The organism is Nakamurella flavida (assembly GCF_030811475.1).
Taxonomy (GTDB): Bacteria; Actinomycetota; Actinomycetes; order Mycobacteriales; family Nakamurellaceae; genus Nakamurella; species Nakamurella flavida.
The window spans coordinates 181,653-200,968 of record NZ_JAUSQV010000001.1; the positions used below are offsets into that span (position 1 = coordinate 181,653).

21 protein-coding genes are annotated in these 19,316 nt (G+C 72.9%); 13 read left to right on the top strand and 8 right to left on the bottom strand.

Annotated elements, in window-relative coordinates:
* Positions 1 to 88 precede the first annotated feature (88 nt).
* From J2S58_RS00845 to J2S58_RS00855, 3 genes are read left to right on the top strand one after another with little or no spacing between them, the layout of a single operon-like run.
* Entirely contained in the window at positions 89 to 493 is a 405-nt protein-coding gene (locus tag J2S58_RS00845) for a DivIVA domain-containing protein (protein ID WP_205255117.1), read from the top strand.
* The gene (locus tag J2S58_RS00850; protein WP_205255118.1) at positions 490 to 975 is read left to right on the top strand and encodes an SRPBCC family protein; all 486 of its coding nucleotides are present in this window, start codon (positions 490 to 492) and stop codon (positions 973 to 975) included. The genes J2S58_RS00845 and J2S58_RS00850 overlap by 4 nt, the downstream gene beginning before the upstream one ends.
* On the top strand, positions 972 to 1,574 hold the full coding sequence (locus J2S58_RS00855; RefSeq protein ID WP_205255119.1) for a DNA-3-methyladenine glycosylase I: 603 nt from the start codon (positions 972 to 974) through the stop codon (positions 1,572 to 1,574). Before J2S58_RS00850 ends, J2S58_RS00855 begins: the two co-directional genes overlap by 4 nt.
* 126 nt (positions 1,575 to 1,700) lie before the next feature.
* Here J2S58_RS00855 and J2S58_RS00860 read toward each other — a convergent pair whose 3' ends face one another.
* The gene (locus J2S58_RS00860; protein WP_240188301.1) at positions 1,701 to 2,045 is read right to left on the bottom strand and encodes a DUF6191 domain-containing protein; all 345 of its coding nucleotides are present in this window, start codon (positions 2,043 to 2,045) and stop codon (positions 1,701 to 1,703) included.
* 312 nt (positions 2,046 to 2,357) lie between these two features.
* Between J2S58_RS00860 and J2S58_RS00865 the strand changes: the two genes are divergently transcribed.
* Positions 2,358 to 2,525, top strand: coding sequence for a DUF3117 domain-containing protein (locus J2S58_RS00865; RefSeq protein WP_090479970.1), 168 nt, complete (start codon positions 2,358 to 2,360; stop codon positions 2,523 to 2,525).
* A gap of 147 nt (positions 2,526 to 2,672) precedes the next feature.
* Here the strand turns inward: J2S58_RS00865 and glgA are convergent, their stop codons facing one another.
* Entirely contained in the window at positions 2,673 to 3,824 is a 1,152-nt protein-coding gene (gene glgA, locus J2S58_RS00870; protein ID WP_205255121.1) for a glycogen synthase, read from the bottom strand.
* A 202-nt stretch (positions 3,825 to 4,026) separates the two neighbouring features.
* Between glgA and glgC the strand changes: the two genes are divergently transcribed.
* The gene (gene glgC / locus J2S58_RS00875; RefSeq protein WP_205255122.1) at positions 4,027 to 5,250 is read left to right on the top strand and encodes a glucose-1-phosphate adenylyltransferase; all 1,224 of its coding nucleotides are present in this window, start codon (positions 4,027 to 4,029) and stop codon (positions 5,248 to 5,250) included.
* Positions 5,251 to 5,482: 232 nt separating this feature from the next.
* On the opposite strand, the gene J2S58_RS00880 is transcribed toward glgC, so the two are convergent.
* The gene (locus J2S58_RS00880) at positions 5,483 to 6,265 is read right to left on the bottom strand and encodes a D-alanyl-D-alanine carboxypeptidase family protein (protein WP_240188250.1); all 783 of its coding nucleotides are present in this window, start codon (positions 6,263 to 6,265) and stop codon (positions 5,483 to 5,485) included.
* Between the two features lie 110 nt (positions 6,266 to 6,375).
* On the bottom strand, positions 6,376 to 6,999 hold the full coding sequence (locus J2S58_RS00885; protein ID WP_306826058.1) for an O-methyltransferase: 624 nt from the start codon (positions 6,997 to 6,999) through the stop codon (positions 6,376 to 6,378).
* Between the two features lie 370 nt (positions 7,000 to 7,369).
* On the opposite strand from J2S58_RS00885, the gene sigE reads away from it, so the two are divergent.
* The 4 genes from sigE to J2S58_RS00905 all read left to right on the top strand — a co-directional run bounded on the left by sigE (position 7,370) and on the right by J2S58_RS00905 (position 10,658).
* Complete coding sequence (sigE, locus tag J2S58_RS00890; protein ID WP_344469965.1) at positions 7,370 to 7,954, top strand: RNA polymerase sigma factor SigE; 585 nt, start codon at positions 7,370 to 7,372, stop codon at positions 7,952 to 7,954.
* Positions 7,951 to 8,412, top strand: a complete 462-nt coding sequence (locus J2S58_RS00895) for an anti-sigma factor family protein (protein WP_205255125.1) — start codon at positions 7,951 to 7,953, stop codon at positions 8,410 to 8,412. Before sigE ends, J2S58_RS00895 begins: the two co-directional genes overlap by 4 nt.
* Positions 8,413 to 8,709: 297 nt before the next feature.
* Positions 8,710 to 10,014: a S1C family serine protease gene (locus J2S58_RS00900; RefSeq protein WP_306826062.1), complete on the top strand. Its 1,305-nt coding sequence runs from the start codon at positions 8,710 to 8,712 to the stop codon at positions 10,012 to 10,014.
* A gap of 86 nt (positions 10,015 to 10,100) precedes the next feature.
* Positions 10,101 to 10,658, top strand: a complete 558-nt coding sequence (locus tag J2S58_RS00905; protein ID WP_205255127.1) for a Sec-independent protein translocase family protein — start codon at positions 10,101 to 10,103, stop codon at positions 10,656 to 10,658.
* 30 nt (positions 10,659 to 10,688) lie between these two features.
* Here the strand turns inward: J2S58_RS00905 and J2S58_RS00910 are convergent, their stop codons facing one another.
* Positions 10,689 to 11,813, bottom strand: a complete 1,125-nt coding sequence (locus J2S58_RS00910) for an Mrp/NBP35 family ATP-binding protein (protein ID WP_205255128.1) — start codon at positions 11,811 to 11,813, stop codon at positions 10,689 to 10,691.
* A 418-nt stretch (positions 11,814 to 12,231) separates the two neighbouring features.
* On the opposite strand from J2S58_RS00910, the gene J2S58_RS00915 reads away from it, so the two are divergent.
* The gene (locus tag J2S58_RS00915) at positions 12,232 to 12,744 is read left to right on the top strand and encodes a YflT domain-containing protein (RefSeq protein ID WP_205255143.1); all 513 of its coding nucleotides are present in this window, start codon (positions 12,232 to 12,234) and stop codon (positions 12,742 to 12,744) included.
* Positions 12,745 to 12,760: 16 nt separating this feature from the next.
* On the opposite strand, the gene J2S58_RS00920 is transcribed toward J2S58_RS00915, so the two are convergent.
* The gene (locus J2S58_RS00920; protein WP_205255144.1) at positions 12,761 to 13,891 is read right to left on the bottom strand and encodes a magnesium and cobalt transport protein CorA; all 1,131 of its coding nucleotides are present in this window, start codon (positions 13,889 to 13,891) and stop codon (positions 12,761 to 12,763) included.
* Between the two features lie 246 nt (positions 13,892 to 14,137).
* On the opposite strand from J2S58_RS00920, the gene J2S58_RS00925 reads away from it, so the two are divergent.
* Positions 14,138 to 15,019 (top strand): PHP domain-containing protein, encoded by an 882-nt coding sequence (locus J2S58_RS00925; protein WP_205255145.1) that lies wholly within the window; start codon positions 14,138 to 14,140, stop codon positions 15,017 to 15,019.
* A gap of 95 nt (positions 15,020 to 15,114) precedes the next feature.
* Positions 15,115 to 15,402: a hypothetical protein gene (locus tag J2S58_RS00930; RefSeq protein WP_205255146.1), complete on the top strand. Its 288-nt coding sequence runs from the start codon at positions 15,115 to 15,117 to the stop codon at positions 15,400 to 15,402.
* 34 nt (positions 15,403 to 15,436) lie between these two features.
* On the opposite strand, the gene J2S58_RS00935 is transcribed toward J2S58_RS00930, so the two are convergent.
* The gene (locus J2S58_RS00935; protein ID WP_205255147.1) at positions 15,437 to 16,300 is read right to left on the bottom strand and encodes an alpha/beta fold hydrolase; all 864 of its coding nucleotides are present in this window, start codon (positions 16,298 to 16,300) and stop codon (positions 15,437 to 15,439) included.
* Between the two features lie 140 nt (positions 16,301 to 16,440).
* On the opposite strand from J2S58_RS00935, the gene J2S58_RS00940 reads away from it, so the two are divergent.
* The gene (locus J2S58_RS00940) at positions 16,441 to 17,703 is read left to right on the top strand and encodes a DNA polymerase domain-containing protein (protein ID WP_205255148.1); all 1,263 of its coding nucleotides are present in this window, start codon (positions 16,441 to 16,443) and stop codon (positions 17,701 to 17,703) included.
* Here the strand turns inward: J2S58_RS00940 and J2S58_RS00945 are convergent.
* On the bottom strand, positions 17,696 to 19,225 hold the full coding sequence (locus J2S58_RS00945; RefSeq protein WP_205255149.1) for an Rv3212 family protein: 1,530 nt from the start codon (positions 19,223 to 19,225) through the stop codon (positions 17,696 to 17,698). The genes J2S58_RS00940 and J2S58_RS00945 overlap by 8 nt on opposite strands.
* Positions 19,226 to 19,316 lie beyond the last annotated feature (91 nt).

Below are 19,316 nucleotides of genomic sequence, written 5' to 3' on the forward strand. Positions count from 1 at the left end.
TCGCACCCGGTCGGGACCGGGCCAGGATGGCCGCGTCAGCTGTCCGACCTCACGGCTCGTCGTCGGTGGTCCATGGCACGATCGGGGCATGACCACGCTGTTGCAGTACCTCCTGTTCGCGGCGGTGATCGGGTTGATCGTGTTCGCCATCGCCGTCCTGGTGTTCGGGCGGGGTGAGCAGCTCGCCCCGCTCCCGCCCCGCACCTCTCCGGCTCAGCTCCCCGAGGCGGGGATCACCGCGGAGAACGTGGAGCGGGTGCGGTTCGCGTTGGCGCTGCGCGGTTACCGGATGAGCGACGTGGACTGGACGTTGCACCGGCTCGGGACCGAGGTCGACCGGCTCCGCGCCGCCCTCACCGACCTGGGTGGGGATCCTGATCGGGTGGCGGAGACCGACGACGTGGGGCCGGGAGACGCGCAGACCGGTGAGCGCCACACGCCTCCGGGCGCGGACCAGCCGTCGGTCACCTCCGCGGGGGTGTCCAGCTCATGACCGTCCGGGTGGAGGCTTCCGTGGTCCTGCGCACCGATGTGCACACCGCCTTCGCGGCGGTGATCGACCTGCCGTTCCAGGAGCGCTGGATCGTGGCGACGACGCTGTACCCGCTGGAATCCGCCGTGCCGCAGCCGGAGGTCGGATCCCGTTTGGCCGCGTTCACCGGGGTGAGCGGTATCGGGTTCCTGGACATCATGGAGGTCACGGTCTACGACCCGCCGCATCGCTGGCACACCGCCCACCAGGCCGCGTTCGTCCAGGGTCTCGGCATCTTCGAGGTGACCGATCTGGGGGACGGGACCTCGCGCATGGTCTGGGCGGAGGAGCTCACCCTCCCGTTCGGCATCCTCGGGCGGATCGGGTGGCCACTGGTCGCACCGCTCGCCCGTTTCTCGCTGCAGCTGTCCCTCAACCGGCTGGCCCGCCTGGTGGATCGTGGGATCCTGCCCGACTCGGTGACCACCCGGCCGCTGCCGTGACCACCGCCGACGTCGTCCGGTGCCCGTGGGGGAGCGCGCCGGACTACGTCGAGTACCACGACACCGAGTGGGGCCGGGTCGTCCGCGGTGATCGACTGCTGTTCGAACGCCTGACGCTGGAAGCGTTCCAGTCCGGGCTCAGCTGGTTGACCATCCTGCGCAAACGGCCGGCCTTCCGGGCCGCCTTCGCCGATTTCGACATCCCCACGGTCGCCGCGTTCGGCGAGGAGGATGTCGACCGCCTGCTGGCCGACGCCGGGATCGTGCGGAACGGCAGCAAGATCCGCGCCGCGATCTCCAACGCCCGGGCGGCGCAGTCCCTGCCCGACGGACTGGACGCCCTCCTCTGGAGCCATGCTCCGCCGCCCGGCCGGGTGCGCCCCCGCACCTTGGCGGACGTCCCCGCCACGAGCGCGGAGTCCGCCGCGCTGGCCAAGGACCTGAAGCGCCGCGGGTTCCGGTTCGTCGGGCCGACCACCGCCTACGCCCTGATGCAGGCGACCGGGATGGTCGACGACCACATCGTGGGCTGTTTCCGGGCCACGGAGGCCTCCGAGGCCTCAAAGGCCACAGAGGTGTCCGAGACCCGCGGCGCCTGAGGCGTGGACGGGACCCGGTGACGATCCGGCCGCGTGCCCGTGGACTCGGCGAGCCAACCGGCAGGACGACCGCCACCACAGCCGGGGGGAACGATGTGCCCGGTCGGCCGCGGGACATCCGCGGGTTCAGGCGGTACGGCGGCGGCCGGACTTCCCGGTCACCCGCGGGCGCGGGGCGGCGGACGGGTTGTCGTCCGGTTGGTCGAGGGCGTCGGTCGCGTCGGCATCGAGAGGATCCTGGGCGCCCAGGTCCTCGTCGTCGGGATCGACCGAACCGGCGTCGTCATCGCCGTCCTGAGGTGCGGTCCCACCCGGGGCCTGGATCTTGATGGTGGCCACGCCGGTCTCGAGATCGATGCGGAGCTCGCCGTCGCCGGCGTTGCCCTCTTCCTCGCGCCGCAGGGCCTTGGCCTTGCGCTCGGCCAGCTCGTGGCGCATGCCGGGGTTGAACAGCGCCCCCAGCTCTCCCATCGGTCCCACTCGGCCAGGCTACGGCACGGCGGGGTTCGGAACGGTGCCCGGCCGGGGGACCGGACGGCTCCTCCCGGTGACCGCCGATCCCCGCCGGGGGCGTTGCGTGGAACCCGGCGCCGGCAGGTTCGGGCCGCGCCGCGACCAGGGTTCTCCGGCACCGCTGCGATGAGGGAGAATGAAGATCCCGCGAGGCGCGCGGGCGATGACTCGGCGGTTCCGCCGGTCGGTCGAAGTGTGAGCGCGTGCGGTCCGTGACCGGGTGAGATCCCGCAGCGTGCCGGGCGAGCACCGTAGTGGAGGGAGTCGCAGATGGCGGCCATGAAACCCCGTACCGGGGATGGTCCTCTCGAGGTCACCAAGGAGGGTCGGGGCATCGTCATGCGGGTTCCGCTGGAGGGCGGCGGTCGGCTGGTGGTCGAGATCTCGGCCGACGAGGCCTCCGCGCTCGGTGATGCACTGAAGGCAGTCGTCAGCTGATTCCGGCTGATTCGTTCCCGCCGTTCCGGTAGTCCGACCGTCCGCTCTGCCGACGACCGGCCGACCGATCCGATCGCGGCCCACCATCCTGCACATCGCGCGCAGTGGTGGTGGGCCGCGATCGTGGCGTATCCCGACGACCGTCGGTCAGAGCACCGATCGGTACAGATCGACGGTCTGCTCGGCGATCGCAGTCCACGAGAAGTCCTCGATGGCGCGGGCCCGCCCGGCGACGCCGAAGCCTGCCGCGCGGGTCGGATCAGCGACCACGTCGTTCACGGCCTGGGCGAAGCGGGCTTCGAAACCGGCCGGGTCGGCCTCGTCGTAGTGGACCAGCAGGCCGGTGACGCCGTCGTCCACCACCTCCGGGATGCCGCCGACATCGCTGGCGACCACCGCCGCGCCACAGGCCATCGCCTCCAGGTTGACGATCCCCAGCGGCTCGTAGACCGAGGGGCAGCAGAACACGGTCGACGCGGTCAGCACCTGCTTGACCTGGTCCAGGGTGAGCATCCCGTCGAACCAGAAGACACCCGGTCGGGTCCGCTGCAGTTCCTCGACCGCGGCGGCCGTCTCGGCGGCGATCTCCGGGGTGTCCGGGGCGCCCGCGCACAGGACCAGCTGGATGCCGGGGTCGAACCGGTGCGCCGCGGCGAGCAGGTGCTTGACCCCCTTCTGCCGGGTGATGCGTCCGACGAAGGCAGCGATGGGCGCGTCCAGGTCGACCCCACGCTCGAGCAGCAGGGAACGGTCGGCGGTGGCCTGGTAGATCTCGGTGTCGATGCCGTTGCGGATCACGTGCACCTTGGCGGGGTCGAGATCGGGGTAGCAGTCCAGGACGTCGGCCCGCATGCCGGTGGACACGGCGATCACCGCGTCGGCCGCTTCGTACGCCGTCTTCTCCGCCCAGGACGAGAGCCGGTACCCGCCGCCCAGTTGCTCGGCCTTCCAGGGACGGCGTGGCTCCAGCGAGTGCGCCGACACCACGTGCGGCACCCCGTAGAGCAGCTTGCCCAGGTGCCCGGCCATGTTGGCGTACCAGGTGTGCGAGTGCAGCAGGTCGACGCCGCCGACCGCTGCGGCCATGGACAGGTCGACCGAGAGCGAGGTCAGCGCGGCGTTGGCGCCCGCCAGTTCGGCGGCGGGGACGTGGCCCTGCGCGCCTTCCCGGTCGGCACCGAAGGCGTGCACGTCGACCTCGATGAGCTTGCGCAGCTCACGAACCAGGTACTCGACGTGGACACCGGCGCCGCCGTAGACGTCCGGCGGGAACTCGCGGGTGAGGATGGCGGTATGCACACGGGGAACCTAGCGCCCGTCACCGGACATCGCCCGGTCGGCCCGTCCCCGGCGGCCGGATGTCGGCGGAGCCACCGGCAGGCCCGTGAGGACCCCCCGTCACCCCGGCCCGTCGATCTCTGGCGACGCCCTGTCACCGAGTGCGCGAACGGGGGGTGTCCCGCCGTGCAGAAGTGTGAGCTACGCCGCTAGTGTTCCGGACATGGTCTCCAAGCCCAGAGTTCTCGGCATCGTGATGGCTGGCGGCGAGGGCAAGCGGCTGTGGCCGCTGACGGCCGATCGCGCCAAGCCGGCAGTCCCGTTCGGCGGGAACTTCCGCCTCATCGACTTCGTCCTGTCCAACCTCGTCAACGCCGGGTATCTGCGGATCTGCGTACTGACCCAGTACAAGTCCCATTCGCTGGACCGGCACATCACCACCACCTGGCGGATGAGCCAGCTGATCGGGAACTACATCACCCCGGTGCCGGCGCAGCAGCGCCTCGGGCCGCGGTGGTACACCGGCAGCGCGGACGCCATCTTCCAGTCGCTCAACCTCGTCTACGACGACAACCCCGACTACGTCGTGGTTTTCGGTGCCGACCACGTGTACCGGATGGACCCGTCGCAGATGGTCGCCGACCACATCGCCAACGGCGCCGAGTGCACCGTCGCGGGGATCCGGGTGCCGCGCAGCGAGGCCACCGCGTTCGGTGTGATCCAGACCGCCGCCGACGGGCTGACGATCGACAGCTTCCTGGAGAAGCCCGCGGATCCGCCGGCCGTGCCGGACGACCCGGATGTCGCCTACGCCTCGATGGGCAACTACGTCTTCACCACGTCGGCGCTGATCGAGGCGCTGAAGAAGGACGCGGCGGACGAGGATTCCGTCCACGACATGGGCGGGAACATCATCCCGTACTTCGTCGATCGCGGGACGACCAAGGTCTACGACTTCGCTCGCAACCAGGTGCCCGGTTCCACCGACCGCGACCAGGGCTACTGGCGGGATGTCGGCACCCTCGACGCCTACCACGACGCGCACATGGATCTGGTGTCGGTGCACCCGATCTTCAACCTGTACAACCGCTACTGGCCGATCCTCTCCATGCCCACCGGGCTGGCTCCGGCGAAGTTCGTGGAGAACGGGACCGCGCTGGATTCGATGGTCGGGCCGGGCACGATCATCTCGGGCGGGACGGTCAAGCGGTCGGTCATCAGCGAGGACGTCCGCATCGAGGCCGGTTCGCACGTGGAGGGCTCCGTCCTGCTGCCCGGTGTGCGGGTCGGGCGGAACGCCATGGTGCGCAACGCGATCCTGGACAAGAACGTCGTCGTGCCCGACGGCGCGCAGGTCGGCGTGGACATCGCCATCGACCGTGAGCGGTACACGGTGAGCCCCGGCGGCATCACCGTGGTGGGCAAGGGCGTCACGATCCAGATGTGACCCGGGGGACCGCGCACCCTTGACACGACGACAGCCCCCGGACCTCGGTCCGGGGGCTGTCGTCGTCGAGAGGGACCTCGATGCCCTCGCGCGTCCTCGCCCCATCGTCCCGACGGGCCGATCGGGCGGCGTCCGCCGTCACCACGGTGGCGCACCCCTCCGGCGGGGGGCGATCAGGATCGGGCGGGGTCCACCGTGCTGATCATCCCGGTGCCGATCGTCCCGGTACCGGTCAGCCGGCCGGGTGGGCGACCGTGGCGGGGCATCCCTCGGTGATGTGGGCCGCGGACCACTCGAAGTGCCACGGCTCGTTGTCGTAGGTGCGGCAGAAACCGTCCGATCCCTTGCGGGCCTCCAGCCAGGTGTAGGCCGAGGCCGGTTGGACGTCGACGGCCAGTCCGCGCACGTGCTCGGAGGACTCCGGCGGCAACGCGTACTTCTTGGCCGTCTCGGCCCCGTACTTGTCGACGTAGTCCTGGGCGATGGCGACCTGCTGGTCCCAGCTGCGCTTCCCGTCGGCGAGGCACAGGTGGACCCCCGCGTCGGTGGCCGCCCGGCGTGCGGCGTCCCAGGCCGCGGCCACGGCCGGGTCGAGGCCCTCGCCGGACTCGTCGGCGTACTCGGTGGCGGCCGAGCAGCGGGCGCCACCCTCGGGGCCGGCGACGACGGCGACGGGATCGTTGCGGTCGATCGGGGCGGAGGACGCCGGCGTGGCCTCAGCGGGCGGCGCGACGGGGGCGGCGGCTGCCGACGGGGCGGGGACCGCAGGCACGAATGTGCCCGAGCTGGAGACGCCGGGCGCGGTCGGCGACGTCACGGCGGAGGACGGGCCGGTCGGCGCCGAGGACGCGGGTGCAGAGGATGCGGCCGGCGGGGACACAGCCGGCGAGGACACAGCCGGTGAGGACACAGCCGCGGACGTCACCGCGGACGACGGGGAGGCGTCGGCGACGGCCGCCGGGGGAGCGGCCTGGTCGGACCCGCAGGCGGCCGCGAGCACCAGGAGGCCGGCCATCCCGAGGGCGGCACCGAGCGCCCGTGGTGACCCGGAGCCTGTCGGTGACGTGCGGAGACCGGAGAGTGAGCGGACGAGGGCAGCCGGAACAGAGCGTCGGACGGTCACGGTCAGGACTTCTTGATCGCGGCGAGCACGCCGTCGCCCAGGGGCAGCAGCAGGGGGAGCAGGTTCTCGTCGTCCCGGATCTGCTTGCCGGCCTCGCGGACGGCGACGGTGTCGGCGTCCCGCTGGCCGGGGTCGGGCACCTTGTCCCCGGCGAGTGCGCCGTTCACCAGGACGATGCCACCGACCCGCAGGAGGCGCAGGGCCTCGGTGACGTACTGGGGGTACTCGGTGCGGGCGCCGTCGATCAGCACGAGGTCGTACGCGCCGTCGGTCAGGCGGGGGAGCACGTCCAGGGCGCGACCGTTGATGAGCCGGGTCCGGGTGGAGGCCACCCCGATCTCGGTGAACGCCTGCTTCGCGGCCCGCTGGTGCTCGGCCTCGAGGTCGATGGAGGTGAGGACGCCGTCCGGGGCCATCCCGGCGAGCAGGGCCAGCCCGCTCACCCCGGCTCCGGTGCCGATCTCCACCACGGCCCGAGCGGCGATGGCCGCGGCGATGAAGTGCAGGGCGGCGGCGGCGCCGGAGCCCACCGGCGCGCAACCCAGATCGGCGGCCCGGGAGCGGGCGGAGAGCACCACGTCGTCCTCGGGGACGAAGAACTCGGCGTAGGACCGGCTGGTGGTCACCGGCAACCTCCTCACAACACAGGGCAGCCCGCGAGCGGTGGCCCGGGCCGGGAACGGATGCATGTGCAACCGGCGGCGGGTGGCGGCACGAGGACCCATCCGCGGAGGGCGGCGGGGTGTTGTCCGAGCACGCGTGACCGCGGCGCGGGCCTGAGGTTACCGGGCGGGGGTGCGCGCGGCGCGCCGGGCGCACCGGGGGCCGGTGACGGATCTGTGACCATCCGTCACAGATCCCCGGTGCGACCTCACATTCCGCTCACATTCCGGTCGGCCAGACTGGGCGTCCACGGACCGTTCCCGGTCCGCGTTCCCGGAGGTGGTTGTCCTGTCCATCGTGCCCGTCTCGACCGAACCGGTCCCGTCGCAGGCCGTGCGGGTCCCCGGGGATCTCCCCGGTGCGCTCGACCCTGCGGTGTGGACCCCGCCGGCCTGGGAGGACGTGGTGCGCGACCACGGCGACCGGGTCTACCGCCTGGCCTACCGTCTGGCCGGCAACAGCCACGACGCCGAGGACATCACCCAGGAGACCTTCATCCGGGTCTTCCGTTCCCTGAACAACTTCCGACCGGGATCCTTCGAGGGGTGGCTGCACCGCATCGCCACCAACGTCTTCCTGGACATGGTCCGGCGACGCCAGCGCATCCGGATGGAAGCCCTGCCGGAGGAGACCGATCGCATCGCCGGTCGCGAGCCCTCGCCCGAGCAGGCGTGGAGCGACGCGAACCTCGACCCCGATCTGCAGGCCGCACTGGACGATCTGCTGCCCGAGTTCCGGGCCGCCGTGGTGCTGTGTGACGTCGAGGGCTTGTCCTACGAGGAGATCGGCGCGACGCTGGGGGTCAAACTCGGCACCGTGCGCTCCCGGATCCACCGGGGGAGGCAGGCGTTGCGCTCCGGGCTCGAACGCCGGAGGGCCGCCCGCGCGGAGCAGGTGGAGACGGAGGGGGTGCGATGACCGCCCTGTTCGAGGATCACCTCACCCTGGACGCGATCGTCGCCTTCACCGACGGCGAGATGTCCCTCATCGCCTATCAGCGGGCCGCCGCCCACCTCTCCCGCTGCCCGCACTGCGCCGCGGAGGTGCAGGAGCAGGCCTCCGCCCGGGAGTTCCTCCGCTCGGCCGAGGCCCCCCGCATGCCGGGTTCCCTGCTGGACGCGCTGCGGTCCATCCCGGTGGCCGTGCCCGCCTGCGGTTCCGGCGCCGTGCAGGTCCGCGGGGCCGTCCCGGTGCAGCGTGAGCACCGAGGGGTCCGTGGGCGACGCTTCCGGCTCGGCGCCGGTGCCCTGGTCGCCGGCCTCACCCTCGGCCTGACGGCCGGGGCGGTCTCCGACGCGCCACACGATCCGGCCGTCGGCGGCACGCACACCGCCCTGCCCGGTTCGTCCCCGTTCGATCCTCCCGGCCGGTCCTGACCCGTCGTCGTCCCGCCGGGTCGACGACGGCTCCGCGTAATCTGCAGACAGGGCGCTCCCGCACCGGGATGACGACCGTCGACGCCGGGCGGCGTCCCTCTTCACCGCCCTGCACTCTCAGGGAGACGGCCACCGATGGATGCGACGACCGACAGCGGCCGGCGACTCACCGCGCGTCCGATCTCCCGGCCACCCGTTGATCCGGCCGAGGCCGGCGCCTTCGCCCGACCGTCCGGTCACACCGCACCCTTCCGTCGGGCCGACGGGCCCGAACCGGTGCGGACCGGACCCCCTCCCGTGCCCGCCGCCCTGCTCGACGCCTTCGGCGGTTCGGGGGGCCTGCAGCGGCCACCCCGCCACCCCGTCCCCGACGACGAGCCCGCGGCCACGGTCGACGACGCGTCGCCCTGGCGTGATCCCGCCGCGCCCGCCCGACTGGGCGAACCCGCCCTCGCGGGGCCGGCCGAGGTCGGCGTCGAACAGACCCCCGCTCCCCGGTTGACCCTGCGGGACGCGCTGTGGGGCCGTCGGCTGCGTCCCTCGGCCCTCGTCGGGATCTCCGCCGTGGCCCTGCTCATCGGGTTGGTGGGCGCGGTGGTCGGTTCCCTGTTGGTGAACCGGCTCCCCGCGTCGACGACGGACGCCGGCGTCCAGCTCGCGGAGGTGCAGCCCGGCGTGGAGCGGGCGACCGGCTCGGTCTCGGACCTCGCGTCCCGGGTGCTGCCCGCCGTCGTGTCCCTCGAGATCCGGACCGGCGATGTCGGCGGCACCGGGTCCGGGGTGGTCATCGACGGTGCGGGATACATCCTCACCAACAACCACGTGATCTCCCTGGCCGCGGACAACCCCGCCGCCCAGTTGACCGTGGTGTTCGACGACGCGGCCGAGACCCGGGTGCCCGGCACCATCGTGGGGCGTGACCCGCTGACCGACCTGGCGGTGGTGAAGGTCGACGTGCAGGGGGCGACGGTGGCCCAGCTGGGTGACTCGGACTCCCTGGCCGTCGGCGACCCGGTCATCGCGATCGGATCCCCGCTGGGTCTGGCCGGCACGGTCACCACCGGCATCGTCTCGGCCGTCGACCGCCCGGTGCGCCTGCAGGGCGGCGGGTCGGACACCGACGCCGTCATCGATGCGGTGCAGACCGACGCCGCGGTGAACCCCGGCAACTCCGGGGGCCCGCTCATCGACTCCACCGGCGCGGTCGTCGGCATCAACACGGCCATCCGCACCCTGGGCGGACAGGAGAGCGGCTCCATCGGCCTCGGGTTCGCCATCCCCATCGACACCGCCCGGGACATCGCCCAGCAGATCATCACCACCGGATCGGTCACCCACGCGGCCCTCGGCGTCAACACCCGGTCCGCGACGGACGGGGTCACCGACGGCGCCCAGGTGCAGAATGTGCAGGCCGGGGGACCCGCTGCCGCAGCCGGTCTGGCCGAGGGTGACGTCATCACGGCCGTGGGGGACCGGTCGGTGGGCAACGCCGACGAACTGGTCGTCGCGGTGCGTTCGCACGAGCCGGGTGACCAGGTGCCGGTGACGGTGCTCCGCGACGGTCGCGAGATGACCGTGACCGTCACCCTCGGCAACGAGTAGTCCCACACAGGACCGACCCACCCCGCCGGTAGGCTGATCCCACCGGACGGATGGTCGGCCGGATCGCGATCGGGAGGTGCCGCACGGTGTTCGGTCTCTCCTGGGCGCAGATCGGACTCATCGTGCTGATCGGCCTCTTCCTGCTGGGCCCCGAACGGATCCCCACCGCCGTGCAGTGGGTGGTGGACATGCTGAAGAAGGTGCGCGGCATGGCCGCCGGCGCGCAGGCGGAACTGCGCACGCAGATCGGCCCCGAGATGGAGGAACTGCGGCGGCAGATCGCCGACCTGCAGTCCCTCAAGGAGATCCAGGAGCTGCGCGACCTGCGCGATCTGCACCCCAAGCGGCTGATCGGCAAGAACATCCTGGGCGACGAGTTCTCCGGCGGCGTCAAGGGTTTCCTCGGCCTGGACTCCCAGCCCGCAGCCGCGTCGACCGCCACGGCGGAGGAGAAGCCGGTCTCGGCGACGATGCCCTGGGCCACCGCCGCCGCCGCGCCGGCCGCGTCCACCCCGCCGGTGGGCGGACCGTCCCTGCAGAAGGCCCCGGTCGACCCGGTCGTGCAGGCGCCGCCGCCCAGGATCACCCCCCAGCCGGCCCTGGCCCCCGGGGAGCGACCGCCGTTCGACGCCGACGGGACCTGACGCCGCCGTTCGTCGGGCGGCCGGTCCCGGTCAGCGCTTGGGCGAGATGCCCAGCGACACCCCGGCCAGGGGCCGGGAACGACGGGCCAGGCCGTCCGCGACCTGCCGCAGCACCTGGGCGGCGGGCGCCGTCGGTGCGGTGAGCACCAGCGGGGTACCGCTGTCGCCGGCCTCGCGCAGGCCCACTTCCAGCGGCACCTGACCCAGCAGCTCCACCGTGGTCCCGGTGGCCCGGCTCAGTGAGTCCGCGACGATCCGACCGCCGCCGGAGCCGAAGAGCGCCATCCGCGACCCGTCGGGCAGCAACATCGGGGACATGTTCTCGATGACGCCCGCCACCTTCTGCCGGGTCTGCAGGGCGATCGCCCCGGCCCGTTCGGCCACTTCGGCCGCCGCGGTCTGCGGGGTGGTGACGACGAGGATCTCGGTGGACGGGATGAGCTGTGCCGTCGAGATGGCGATGTCGCCCGTCCCGGGCGGGAGGTCCAGCAGCAGGACGTCCAGGTCGCCCCAGAACACGTCGGCCAGGAACTGCTGCAGGGCGCGGTGCAGCATCGGCCCACGCCAGACCACCGGGGTGTTCCCGTCGACGAACATGCCGACGCTGATGACCTTGATGCCGTGGGCGACCGGCGGCAGGATCATCTCGCCGATCCGCGTCGGGCGGCCGGTCACGCCGAGCATCCGGGGGATGGAGAAGCCGTAGACGTCGGCGTCGAGCACTCCCACGGCCAGTCCCTGCGCAGCCAGTGCGGCGGCCAGGTTGACCGTGACGGTCGACTTCCCGACGCCGCCCTTGCCCGAGGCGATCGCGTACACCCGGGTCCGGGACTCCGGACGGGCGAAGGGGATGTCCTTGGTGGCGCCGCCCTTGAGGCTGTCCCGCAGCGCCGAGCGCTGGTCGTCGGTCATCACTCCGAGGGTGAGTCGCAGGTCGGTCACCCCGGGCACCGCACGGACGGCCGCGGTGACGTCCCGGGTGAGGGTGTCGCGCAGGGGACACGCGGCGATGGTCAGCAGGACGGTCAGGTCGACCCCACCGGCGGGGTCGACGGCGACGGTGTCGACCATGCCCAGATCGGTGATGGGACGGCGGATCTCGGGATCCTTGACGGCGGACAGGGCGGTACGGACGTCCTCGACGGTGACAGCCATGTTTCCTTCGCTTCGCGACGTGCGGGGGGTGTCGTCCGCGGCGGCTCGTGCTCCGGCAGGTCGCGCCCCGGTCGGGCCGGCCCGCAGGCTCGGGATGATGCCCGGGGTGGCGATCGTCGACCGGTCGCCGCCCTGCGGCCCAGGGTACGGCTTTGCACGCCTGCCTCACATCCGGCGCCGAGCGGGCTCCCCGGGTGGTGGGACATCATGAACGGGTCGGGACGGCGCCGGGGGCGGCGCCGTCCCGACTCCACGTCCTGACCACCCGGTGTCCTCCGTCGGCGGCGCGACCGGGTGCGGACGGCGTTCGCCGGGCCCGCGACGGGTCTCGGTACGGTGGGAACGGCAGCACGGACGCGATCGGCCTGCCGGTCGGGTCGGCAGCCGCGCAGTGTCCGCACGACGAAGAAGGGTTGTCATGACCACTCCCATGGGGTTCCGGACGTCGGCAGCCGTTCCCAATCTGCCGACCCCGCCCACCGGTTTCGCGGTGGCCCAGTACCCGACCTACGCGCAGGCGCAGGCCGCGGTGGAGCATCTGGTCCGCAACGACTTCTCCATCCAGGACGTCACCATCGTCGGTTCCGAGCTGCAGATGGTCGAGCGGGTCACCGGCCGGCTGACCGCGGGCAAGCTGGCTGCGGCCGGGGCCGCCTCGGGAGCCTGGATGGGCCTGTTCGTCGGCCTGCTGATGGGCTTCTTCTCGTCCGTGGTCGGCGGCATGCTGCTGCTGATCGTGGCGTCCATCGCGATCGGCGCCGCGTTCGGTGCCGTCGTCGGCTACTTCGGGTACTCGGTGGCCAAGGGCCGCCGGGACTTCACCTCCGCCTCGCAGGTGGTGGCGCGCAAGTACGACGTGCTGTGCCAGCCGCGATCGGCCGAGCAGGCCCGCGAGCTGCTCATCCGGATGGAGCTCGGCCAGCGCGGCTGACCGCCCACCGCACCTCTCAGAGCCAGCCCTTGCGGCGCAACGCCCGGTGCAACCCGGCACACACCAGGACCATCAGGCCGATGGCCATCGGGTAGCCGAACGTCCAGCCCAGCTCGGGCATGTACTCGAAGTTCATCCCGTAGATCCCGGCGATCGCGGTGGGGACCAACGCGATCGCCGCCCACGCGGAGATCTTGCGCATGTCCTCGTTCTGCCGGGTGGCCACCTGCGCCATCAGGGCGTTGATCAGGCTGGTGAGCAGCTCGTCGAAGGAGTACACGCGTTCCGCCACGTGCGCGAGGTGGTCCTCGACGTCCAGGAAGTACTGGGCGATGCCCGGCGCGACGAGATCGTGCGGGGTGTGGGCGAGGAAGCGCAGCGGGGCGGCGAGCGGGGTGACGGCCCGGCGGAGCTCCTGGATCTCCCGCTTGAACGAGTAGATGCGTTCCACCGACATGGTCGTCCGCGGCGAGAAGACGGCCGTCTCGATGGCGTCCATGTCCTCCTCGACGTGCTCGACCACGGTCACGTAGTTGTCCACGATGCGGTCGGCGATGTCGTGCGCGACGGCCGAGGGGCCGAGCGCCAGGTGCTCGGGATCGCTCTCCAGCCGCTGGCGCAGTTCGGCCAGGCCCGAGTGGGCGCCGTGCCGGACGGTGATGATGAAGTCAGCCCCGATGAACATCATGATCTCGCCGGTCTGGACGATCTCCACCGATCCGCCCACGGCGTCGATCTGATCGGCCCGGGCGTGCTCCACGAAGCGGACGGTCTTGAGGACGAGGAACAGGTGGCTGCGGTAGCGGTCCAGCTTGGGCCGTTGGTAGGCGTGGACCGCGTCCTCGACGGACAGTTCGTGCAGCCCGAACAGTCCGGAGATCTGCCGCATGTCCACCTCGTCGGGCTCGTGCAGCCCGACCCAGACGAACCCCTTGCCCTGCTCGCGGACCAGGGCCAGGGCGTCCGCCGGGTCGTGGCAGCCGGGCACCCGCACGCCGTCGACGTAGGCGGCGCAGTCCACCAGGCAGGGCAGCCCGGGGGCCGTCCGACGGGTCAGGCCGTGCGGGGTCTCGGTGGCGGGCCCGGGGTGCCGCCCGGCGCGACGGGAACGGACCGAGCGCAGCGGCAGGGACGGCAGAACAGGCATGGCGCACTCCGGGGATCTCTTCGGCGACCGTCCGTTCCGGGCGGCACCCGTCGACACGGACCGTTCAGCATGCACCCGGCGGTTCGGTCTGCGCCCGTCGACGCAGGTCGGGACCGATCAGCGGCCGGTGCCGGAGCGTAGGAAGCGTATCCGGCGACCGGTGAACGCCCGGTGGCGCGCAGATGGCCGCTCCGCGACCGGGTGGCGTGCCGGGGACGCGGGGGCGACCGGGCAGGATGGGCAGCGATGCTCATCGACCTGCACACCCATTCCGACCGTTCCGACGGCACGGACACGCCCGTCCAACTGCTGGCCGGCGCCGTGGCCGCCGGTCTGGACGTCCTCGGCGTCACCGACCACGACACCACCGGCGGATGGGAGGCGGTGACCGCCGCCCGCCCGGCCGGGTTGACCGTGGTCCTGGGCACCGAGTTCTCCACCCAGGTCGCCCTGGCCGGCCGGCAGGTCAGCGTCCACCTGCTCGGGTACCTGTTCGACCCGACCGATCCGACGATCGTCGCGGAGCACCTGCGTCTGCGGCAGGCCCGCCTGCTGCGGGGCATGGCCATCGTGCAGCGGCTGGTGGCGGCCGGGGTGCCCATCTCCGAGCAGCAGGTGCTGGAGATCGCCGCGGGCGCCCCCGTCGGCCGTCCGCACATCGGGCGGGCCCTGGTCGCCGCCGGAGTGGTGGACTCCGTCACGGACGCCTTCGCGACGTATCTCTCCGGCCAGGGCCCGTACTACGTACCCAAGCCGGACACCGATCTCCCCGCCGCGGTCAGCATGATCGCCGCCGCGGGCGGGGTACCCGTCCTGGCGCACCCCCGGGGTCGGGGCGAGGGGCGGGTGCTCACCCCCGACTACATCGGCACCCTGGTCGACCTGGGGCTGGCCGGGGTCGAGGTCGACCACCCCGACCACGGCCCCGAGGTGCGCGGGGAGCTGCGTGAGCTGGCCGGCCGCCTGGGCCTGGTCATGACGGGCAGCTCGGACTATCACGGATCGAACAAGACCCTGCGACTGGGCCAGGAGCACACCGCCCCCGAGCAGCTCGCCGCGCTGATCGACCGGTCCAGCGGCGTCGTGCGGCCGTTGGGCCCGCTCGCCCGGGCGGGCGGCGGGGAGTGACCCCGGCCCGTCCCGGCGAGCCGATCCCGACCACCCCGATCCCCTTCGCCACGGCCGATGCGGTCCTCCCGTCGCACCCGCGCCCGGGTCGTGGGGTGCGCATCCTGGACACGGTCGCCGGCGTGCTCGCCGCCGGTCTGCTGCTGCTCGGGCTGCTGTTGCTGGCCCTGCAGCTGCTGGCCCCGTCGGTGCTCGCCGCCTGGGGCGTGCAGGACGCCGCGGGCCCGACGTGGGGGCGGGTGGTCGCCCATGTGGCCGTCGGCGTGGCCGGTGAGGTGGTCGTCGGCCTGCGCGCCCGATGGTCAACGAGTGCACGGGCCGGGGCCGATGCCACCGTGATCGTCCTGTCGCTGGCCGTCCTGTGGTGGGGCTGGTGGAGCTAGGCCCGTCCTTCCCGGTCCCAGCCGTCCCGCCGGGTCAGGACCAGGCTCGGAGCAGCGGCACCAGCACCTCCAGCACGCCCTCGGGGTTGTCCGCCGCCGCGGAGTGCCCGGCGTCGGGGACGATGACCAGTTCGGTGCCCAGGGTGGCGGCCATCCCGGCCTGAGCGGTGAGCGGCCAGGCGTCGTCGGCATCTCCGGCGACGACGGCGACCGGGATGCCGTTCACGGTCAGTACCCCCGCCAGCTCGGCGCTGCGGTCCGGCTCGACCAGCAACGCCGTGCCCATGCCCAGCAGGCCCGCCTGGCTGGACCCCAGGAAGCGCCGCCGGTGGAACGCCTGCAGCTCCGGGCTGCGGACCGGCCCCTGGGCGGCGAGCTGCGCCTCCCGGGCGTCGAAGACCACCTCTCGGCCGTGTGCCCGCATCAGCGGTTCACCGGACTCCAGCGCGGCCACCCGGACGGGATCGCCGAGCCGGCCGGGGCCGGAGCAGAACAGCACGAGCCCGGCCGGCCGGGCGCCGCCGATCACCGCCGCCCGCGACACCAGCCCGCCGTAGGAGTGCCCCAGCAGGACGGGCGGGGTGCCCAGCTCGTCGGTCAGGTCGGCGAGCACCGCGGCGACGACGGCGCCGAGAGCGTCCGGCGTGTAGGCGGTCTCGTCATCGGGTCCGGGGGAGTCCAGCTGCCCGGGCTGGTCGAGGGCGACCGCGGTGAATCCGGCGGCGGCCAGCGGGTCCAGCAGCACGGCGAAGTCCTCCTTGGACCCGGTGTACCCGGGGACGAGGAGGATCGCGCCCGCACGGTCGCCGGGCGGGTCCGCGCGGAGCGCGGCGAGCGGGCCCACCGGCGAGGGCAGCGTGCGACGGGTGGCGGCGGTGGGCGTCAGCTGATCGGCCATGCCGACATCCTCACCCGCGCCGGATCGGGATCCGACCAGGGGTCCGGACCCGCCGCCCGCCACCCCGGCCCGCCGCTCCGGCACCACCCACCCCGACCACCCACCCCGACCCGGGGAGGAACGCCGCCTACGCTGCGGTGATGGCCGATGCGACCGTGCTCACCGTCGGAGCCCACGAGGTGACGATCACCCATCCGGGCAAGGTCGTCTTCCCGGGGGTGCGTGACGGGGACGCCACCCGGGACCTGACCAAGCTCGACCTGGTCTCCTACTACCTCACCGTCGCCGACGGCGCGCTGCGCGGGGTGACCGGCCGGCCGATGATCCTCAAGCGGTTCGTCAAGGGCATCGGCGAGGAGGCGTTCTTCCAGAAGCGGGCGCCCACCAACCGCCCGGACTGGATCGAGGTGGCCGAGCTCAGGTACGCCTCCGGTCGTTCCGCCGAGGAGGTCGTCGTCCGGGACGCCGCCGCCTTGGCCTGGGTCGTCAACCTGGGTTGCCTGGACCTCAATCCGCACCCGGTGCAGGCCGAGGATCTGGACGCCCCCGACGAGCTGCGCATCGACCTGGATCCGGTGCCCGGCGTGCCGTACGGGCAGATCCTGGAGGTGGCCGAGGTCGTCCGCGAGGTGCTCACCGACCACGGCCTGGACGCCTGGCCCAAGACGTCCGGGTCGCGCGGCTTCCACGTCTACGCCCGTGTCGAGCCGCGCTGGACCTTCCGGCAGCTGCGACTGGCCGCCGAGACCGTCGCCCGCGAGGTGGAGAACCGCGCCCCCGACCTGGCCACCAGCCGGTGGTGGAAGGAGGAGCGTCAGGGGGTCTTCGTCGACTTCAACCAGAACGCCAAGGACCGCACCGTCGCCTCCGCCTACTCGGTGCGGGCCGTCCCCGAGGCGCGGGTGTCGACCCCGCTCGACTGGGCCGAGGTGCCGGGTTGTCGGCCGGAGGCCTTCACCGTGCCGGCCGTGCTCCGGCGGTGGGCCGACCGGGGCGACCCGTGGGCGGGCATCGAGGCGACCGCCGGCTCCCTGGATGCCCTGCTGGAGCTGGCCGAGCGGCTGGGCCCGGCCGAGAAGCCGCCGAAGAGCGCCGGGGCGCGCCAGTCGCTGATGCCGCTGCTGGAGATCGCCCGGGCCCGGACGAAGGCCGAGGCGCAGGCAGGGCTGGCGGTGTGGCAGGAGCGGCATCCCGAGGTCGCCGCGATGCTGGAGCCGGCCGACGTCCTCGTCGACGGCATGCGCGGCCGCAGCTCGGTCTGGTACCGCATCCGGGTCAACCTGCAGCACGTCCCGGAGGCCCGGCGGCCCGCCCAGGCCCCCCTGGAGGTCGATTACGACCCGTGGGCGCATCTGCGGCCGACGGCCGACGGGGCGGACGCGACGGGCGATCCGGTCAGCTGAGCCCGACGACGGTGCCGCCGCGGGTCTCCACGACGACGGTGCCGACGGCGGCGGCGTCCACCCGGCCGGTCCAGCCGCCCCGATCGACCGGCAGCACGGTGGTGTCCGCCGTGCCGGGCACCACCCGGGGCGTGCCGGCGATCTCGGCCAGCACCTCGAGGCCGGCGTCCACGGGGACGAGCACGGCGTCACCGATGAGCGCGGGCAGTCCGCGTACCTGATCGGTGGTCCACCGCAGGGTGAGGTCGCGGGCGCTGACCGTGGCCGCCGGTTCGGCGCCGACCGCCGTCGTGGTGGCGGTGCCGGAGGTGGCCAGGGATCCGAACGCCCCACCGGCCGAGCCGAACGATCCGGCCGCGCCGATCGAGCCGCCGGAGGTCGGCGCCGAGGTCGTGGCCGAGGTGCTGGTGGCCGGAGCGGGGACCTGGATCTGGTTCTGGCTCACGGCCAGCAGGTGCGAGCCGACCAGGGAGTACCGGACGTCGTCACCCTGGACCGACGGGGTGATGTGCACGCCGACCGGGTCGGTGGCCCCGGGGGCGGTGGGGACCACGTCGGCGTCCTGGATGTCCTGGGCGGGGATGTCCACCGGGGTCCGGGAGGTCTCGGTACCGGTGGCGTCGTACACCACGACGGCGGGTTCGGGTGCGGACACCAGGACGGCGACCCGGTCCTGGGTGATGCCGACGATGCGCGCGGCGGGGGATCCGGTGTCGATGTCGGCCCGCGGGTCGTGCTTGAACACGTCCTGCCCGTCGGGCTTGTTCGGTGCCGAGTCGGGGGTGGCCCAGTTGATGACCAGGCGGGCGCCGCCGCCGGTGGCGGCGCAGTGCTCGATGGTGGCGAACTGGGTGTCGGCCAGCGCGATGTCGGAGAACAGGCAACCGGTGTGCAGGGTGTCTGCCTTGGTCGGCTGGGGCTGGTCGCCGTACTGGATGGTGCGGACGAGGTCGTCGCGCCACAGCTCCAACAGGTCCGGCCCGAGCCAGGCGGCGTAGGGGCCGCCGAAGGCGAGGGCGCCACCCACCTGGTTCGGGCTGGTCCGGTCGTAGTGCCGTTCCCCGGTGACCGGGTCGATCAGCCGGACCTGGGAGCAGGAGCCGCCCTTCTCGAAGACCGTCATCACGCCGCGGACCTTGCCCCGGGTGGTCACCCCGCGCGCATCGGTGTCCCCGGACCCGATCGCGCACAGCGGTAGGTTCTCGCGACTGAACGTCCACCGCTGTGCCCCGGTGACGGCGTCGGAGCCGGTGACCGTGTGCTCGTCCGCGGTGACGACCACGCCGTAGGGGGAGGCGACGGCGCCGAGGGCCGGGTCGGTCGTCAGCTCCCACACCGGGGACAGCGACGACGGCACGGTGACGGGCGCATCGGGGGCCGCCTCGACCGGTCCGGCGTCCACCGTGGTGGCCCGGATGTCGCTGGTCAGGTACACGATCGCCACGACGACGACGGTGATCGCCGCCAGGGCGGCGGCGACCAGACGGTCGATGCGACGGCGACGGGCCGGGGTCAGGGACACGGCCGCGAGCCTACGGGGCCGGGGGTGAACCTCCGGTCCGCCCGGCGGCCCGACCGATGGAAGGAGCACGGGCGGGACGGTTCAGGGGTGG

Bases quoted from the DNA above. Each gene is read 5' to 3' on its own strand.
- J2S58_RS00845 (WP_205255117.1), top strand. From the start codon at position 89: ATGACCACGCTGTTGCAGTACCTCCTGTTCGCGGCGGTGATCGGGTTG.
- J2S58_RS00850 (WP_205255118.1), top strand. From the start codon at position 490: ATGACCGTCCGGGTGGAGGCTTCCGTGGTCCTGCGCACCGATGTGCAC.
- J2S58_RS00860 (WP_240188301.1), bottom strand. From the start codon at position 2,045: ATGGGAGAGCTGGGGGCGCTGTTCAACCCCGGCATGCGCCACGAGCTG.
- J2S58_RS00865 (WP_090479970.1), top strand. From the start codon at position 2,358: ATGGCGGCCATGAAACCCCGTACCGGGGATGGTCCTCTCGAGGTCACC.
- glgC (WP_205255122.1), top strand. From the start codon at position 4,027: ATGGTCTCCAAGCCCAGAGTTCTCGGCATCGTGATGGCTGGCGGCGAG.
- J2S58_RS00880 (WP_240188250.1), bottom strand. From the start codon at position 6,265: ATGGCCGGCCTCCTGGTGCTCGCGGCCGCCTGCGGGTCCGACCAGGCC.
- J2S58_RS00895 (WP_205255125.1), top strand. From the start codon at position 7,951: ATGACCGCCCTGTTCGAGGATCACCTCACCCTGGACGCGATCGTCGCC.
- J2S58_RS00910 (WP_205255128.1), bottom strand. From the start codon at position 11,813: ATGGCTGTCACCGTCGAGGACGTCCGTACCGCCCTGTCCGCCGTCAAG.
- J2S58_RS00915 (WP_205255143.1), top strand. From the start codon at position 12,232: ATGACCACTCCCATGGGGTTCCGGACGTCGGCAGCCGTTCCCAATCTG.
- J2S58_RS00920 (WP_205255144.1), bottom strand. From the start codon at position 13,891: ATGCCTGTTCTGCCGTCCCTGCCGCTGCGCTCGGTCCGTTCCCGTCGC.
- J2S58_RS00925 (WP_205255145.1), top strand. From the start codon at position 14,138: ATGCTCATCGACCTGCACACCCATTCCGACCGTTCCGACGGCACGGAC.
- J2S58_RS00935 (WP_205255147.1), bottom strand. From the start codon at position 16,300: ATGGCCGATCAGCTGACGCCCACCGCCGCCACCCGTCGCACGCTGCCC.
- J2S58_RS00940 (WP_205255148.1), top strand. From the start codon at position 16,441: ATGGCCGATGCGACCGTGCTCACCGTCGGAGCCCACGAGGTGACGATC.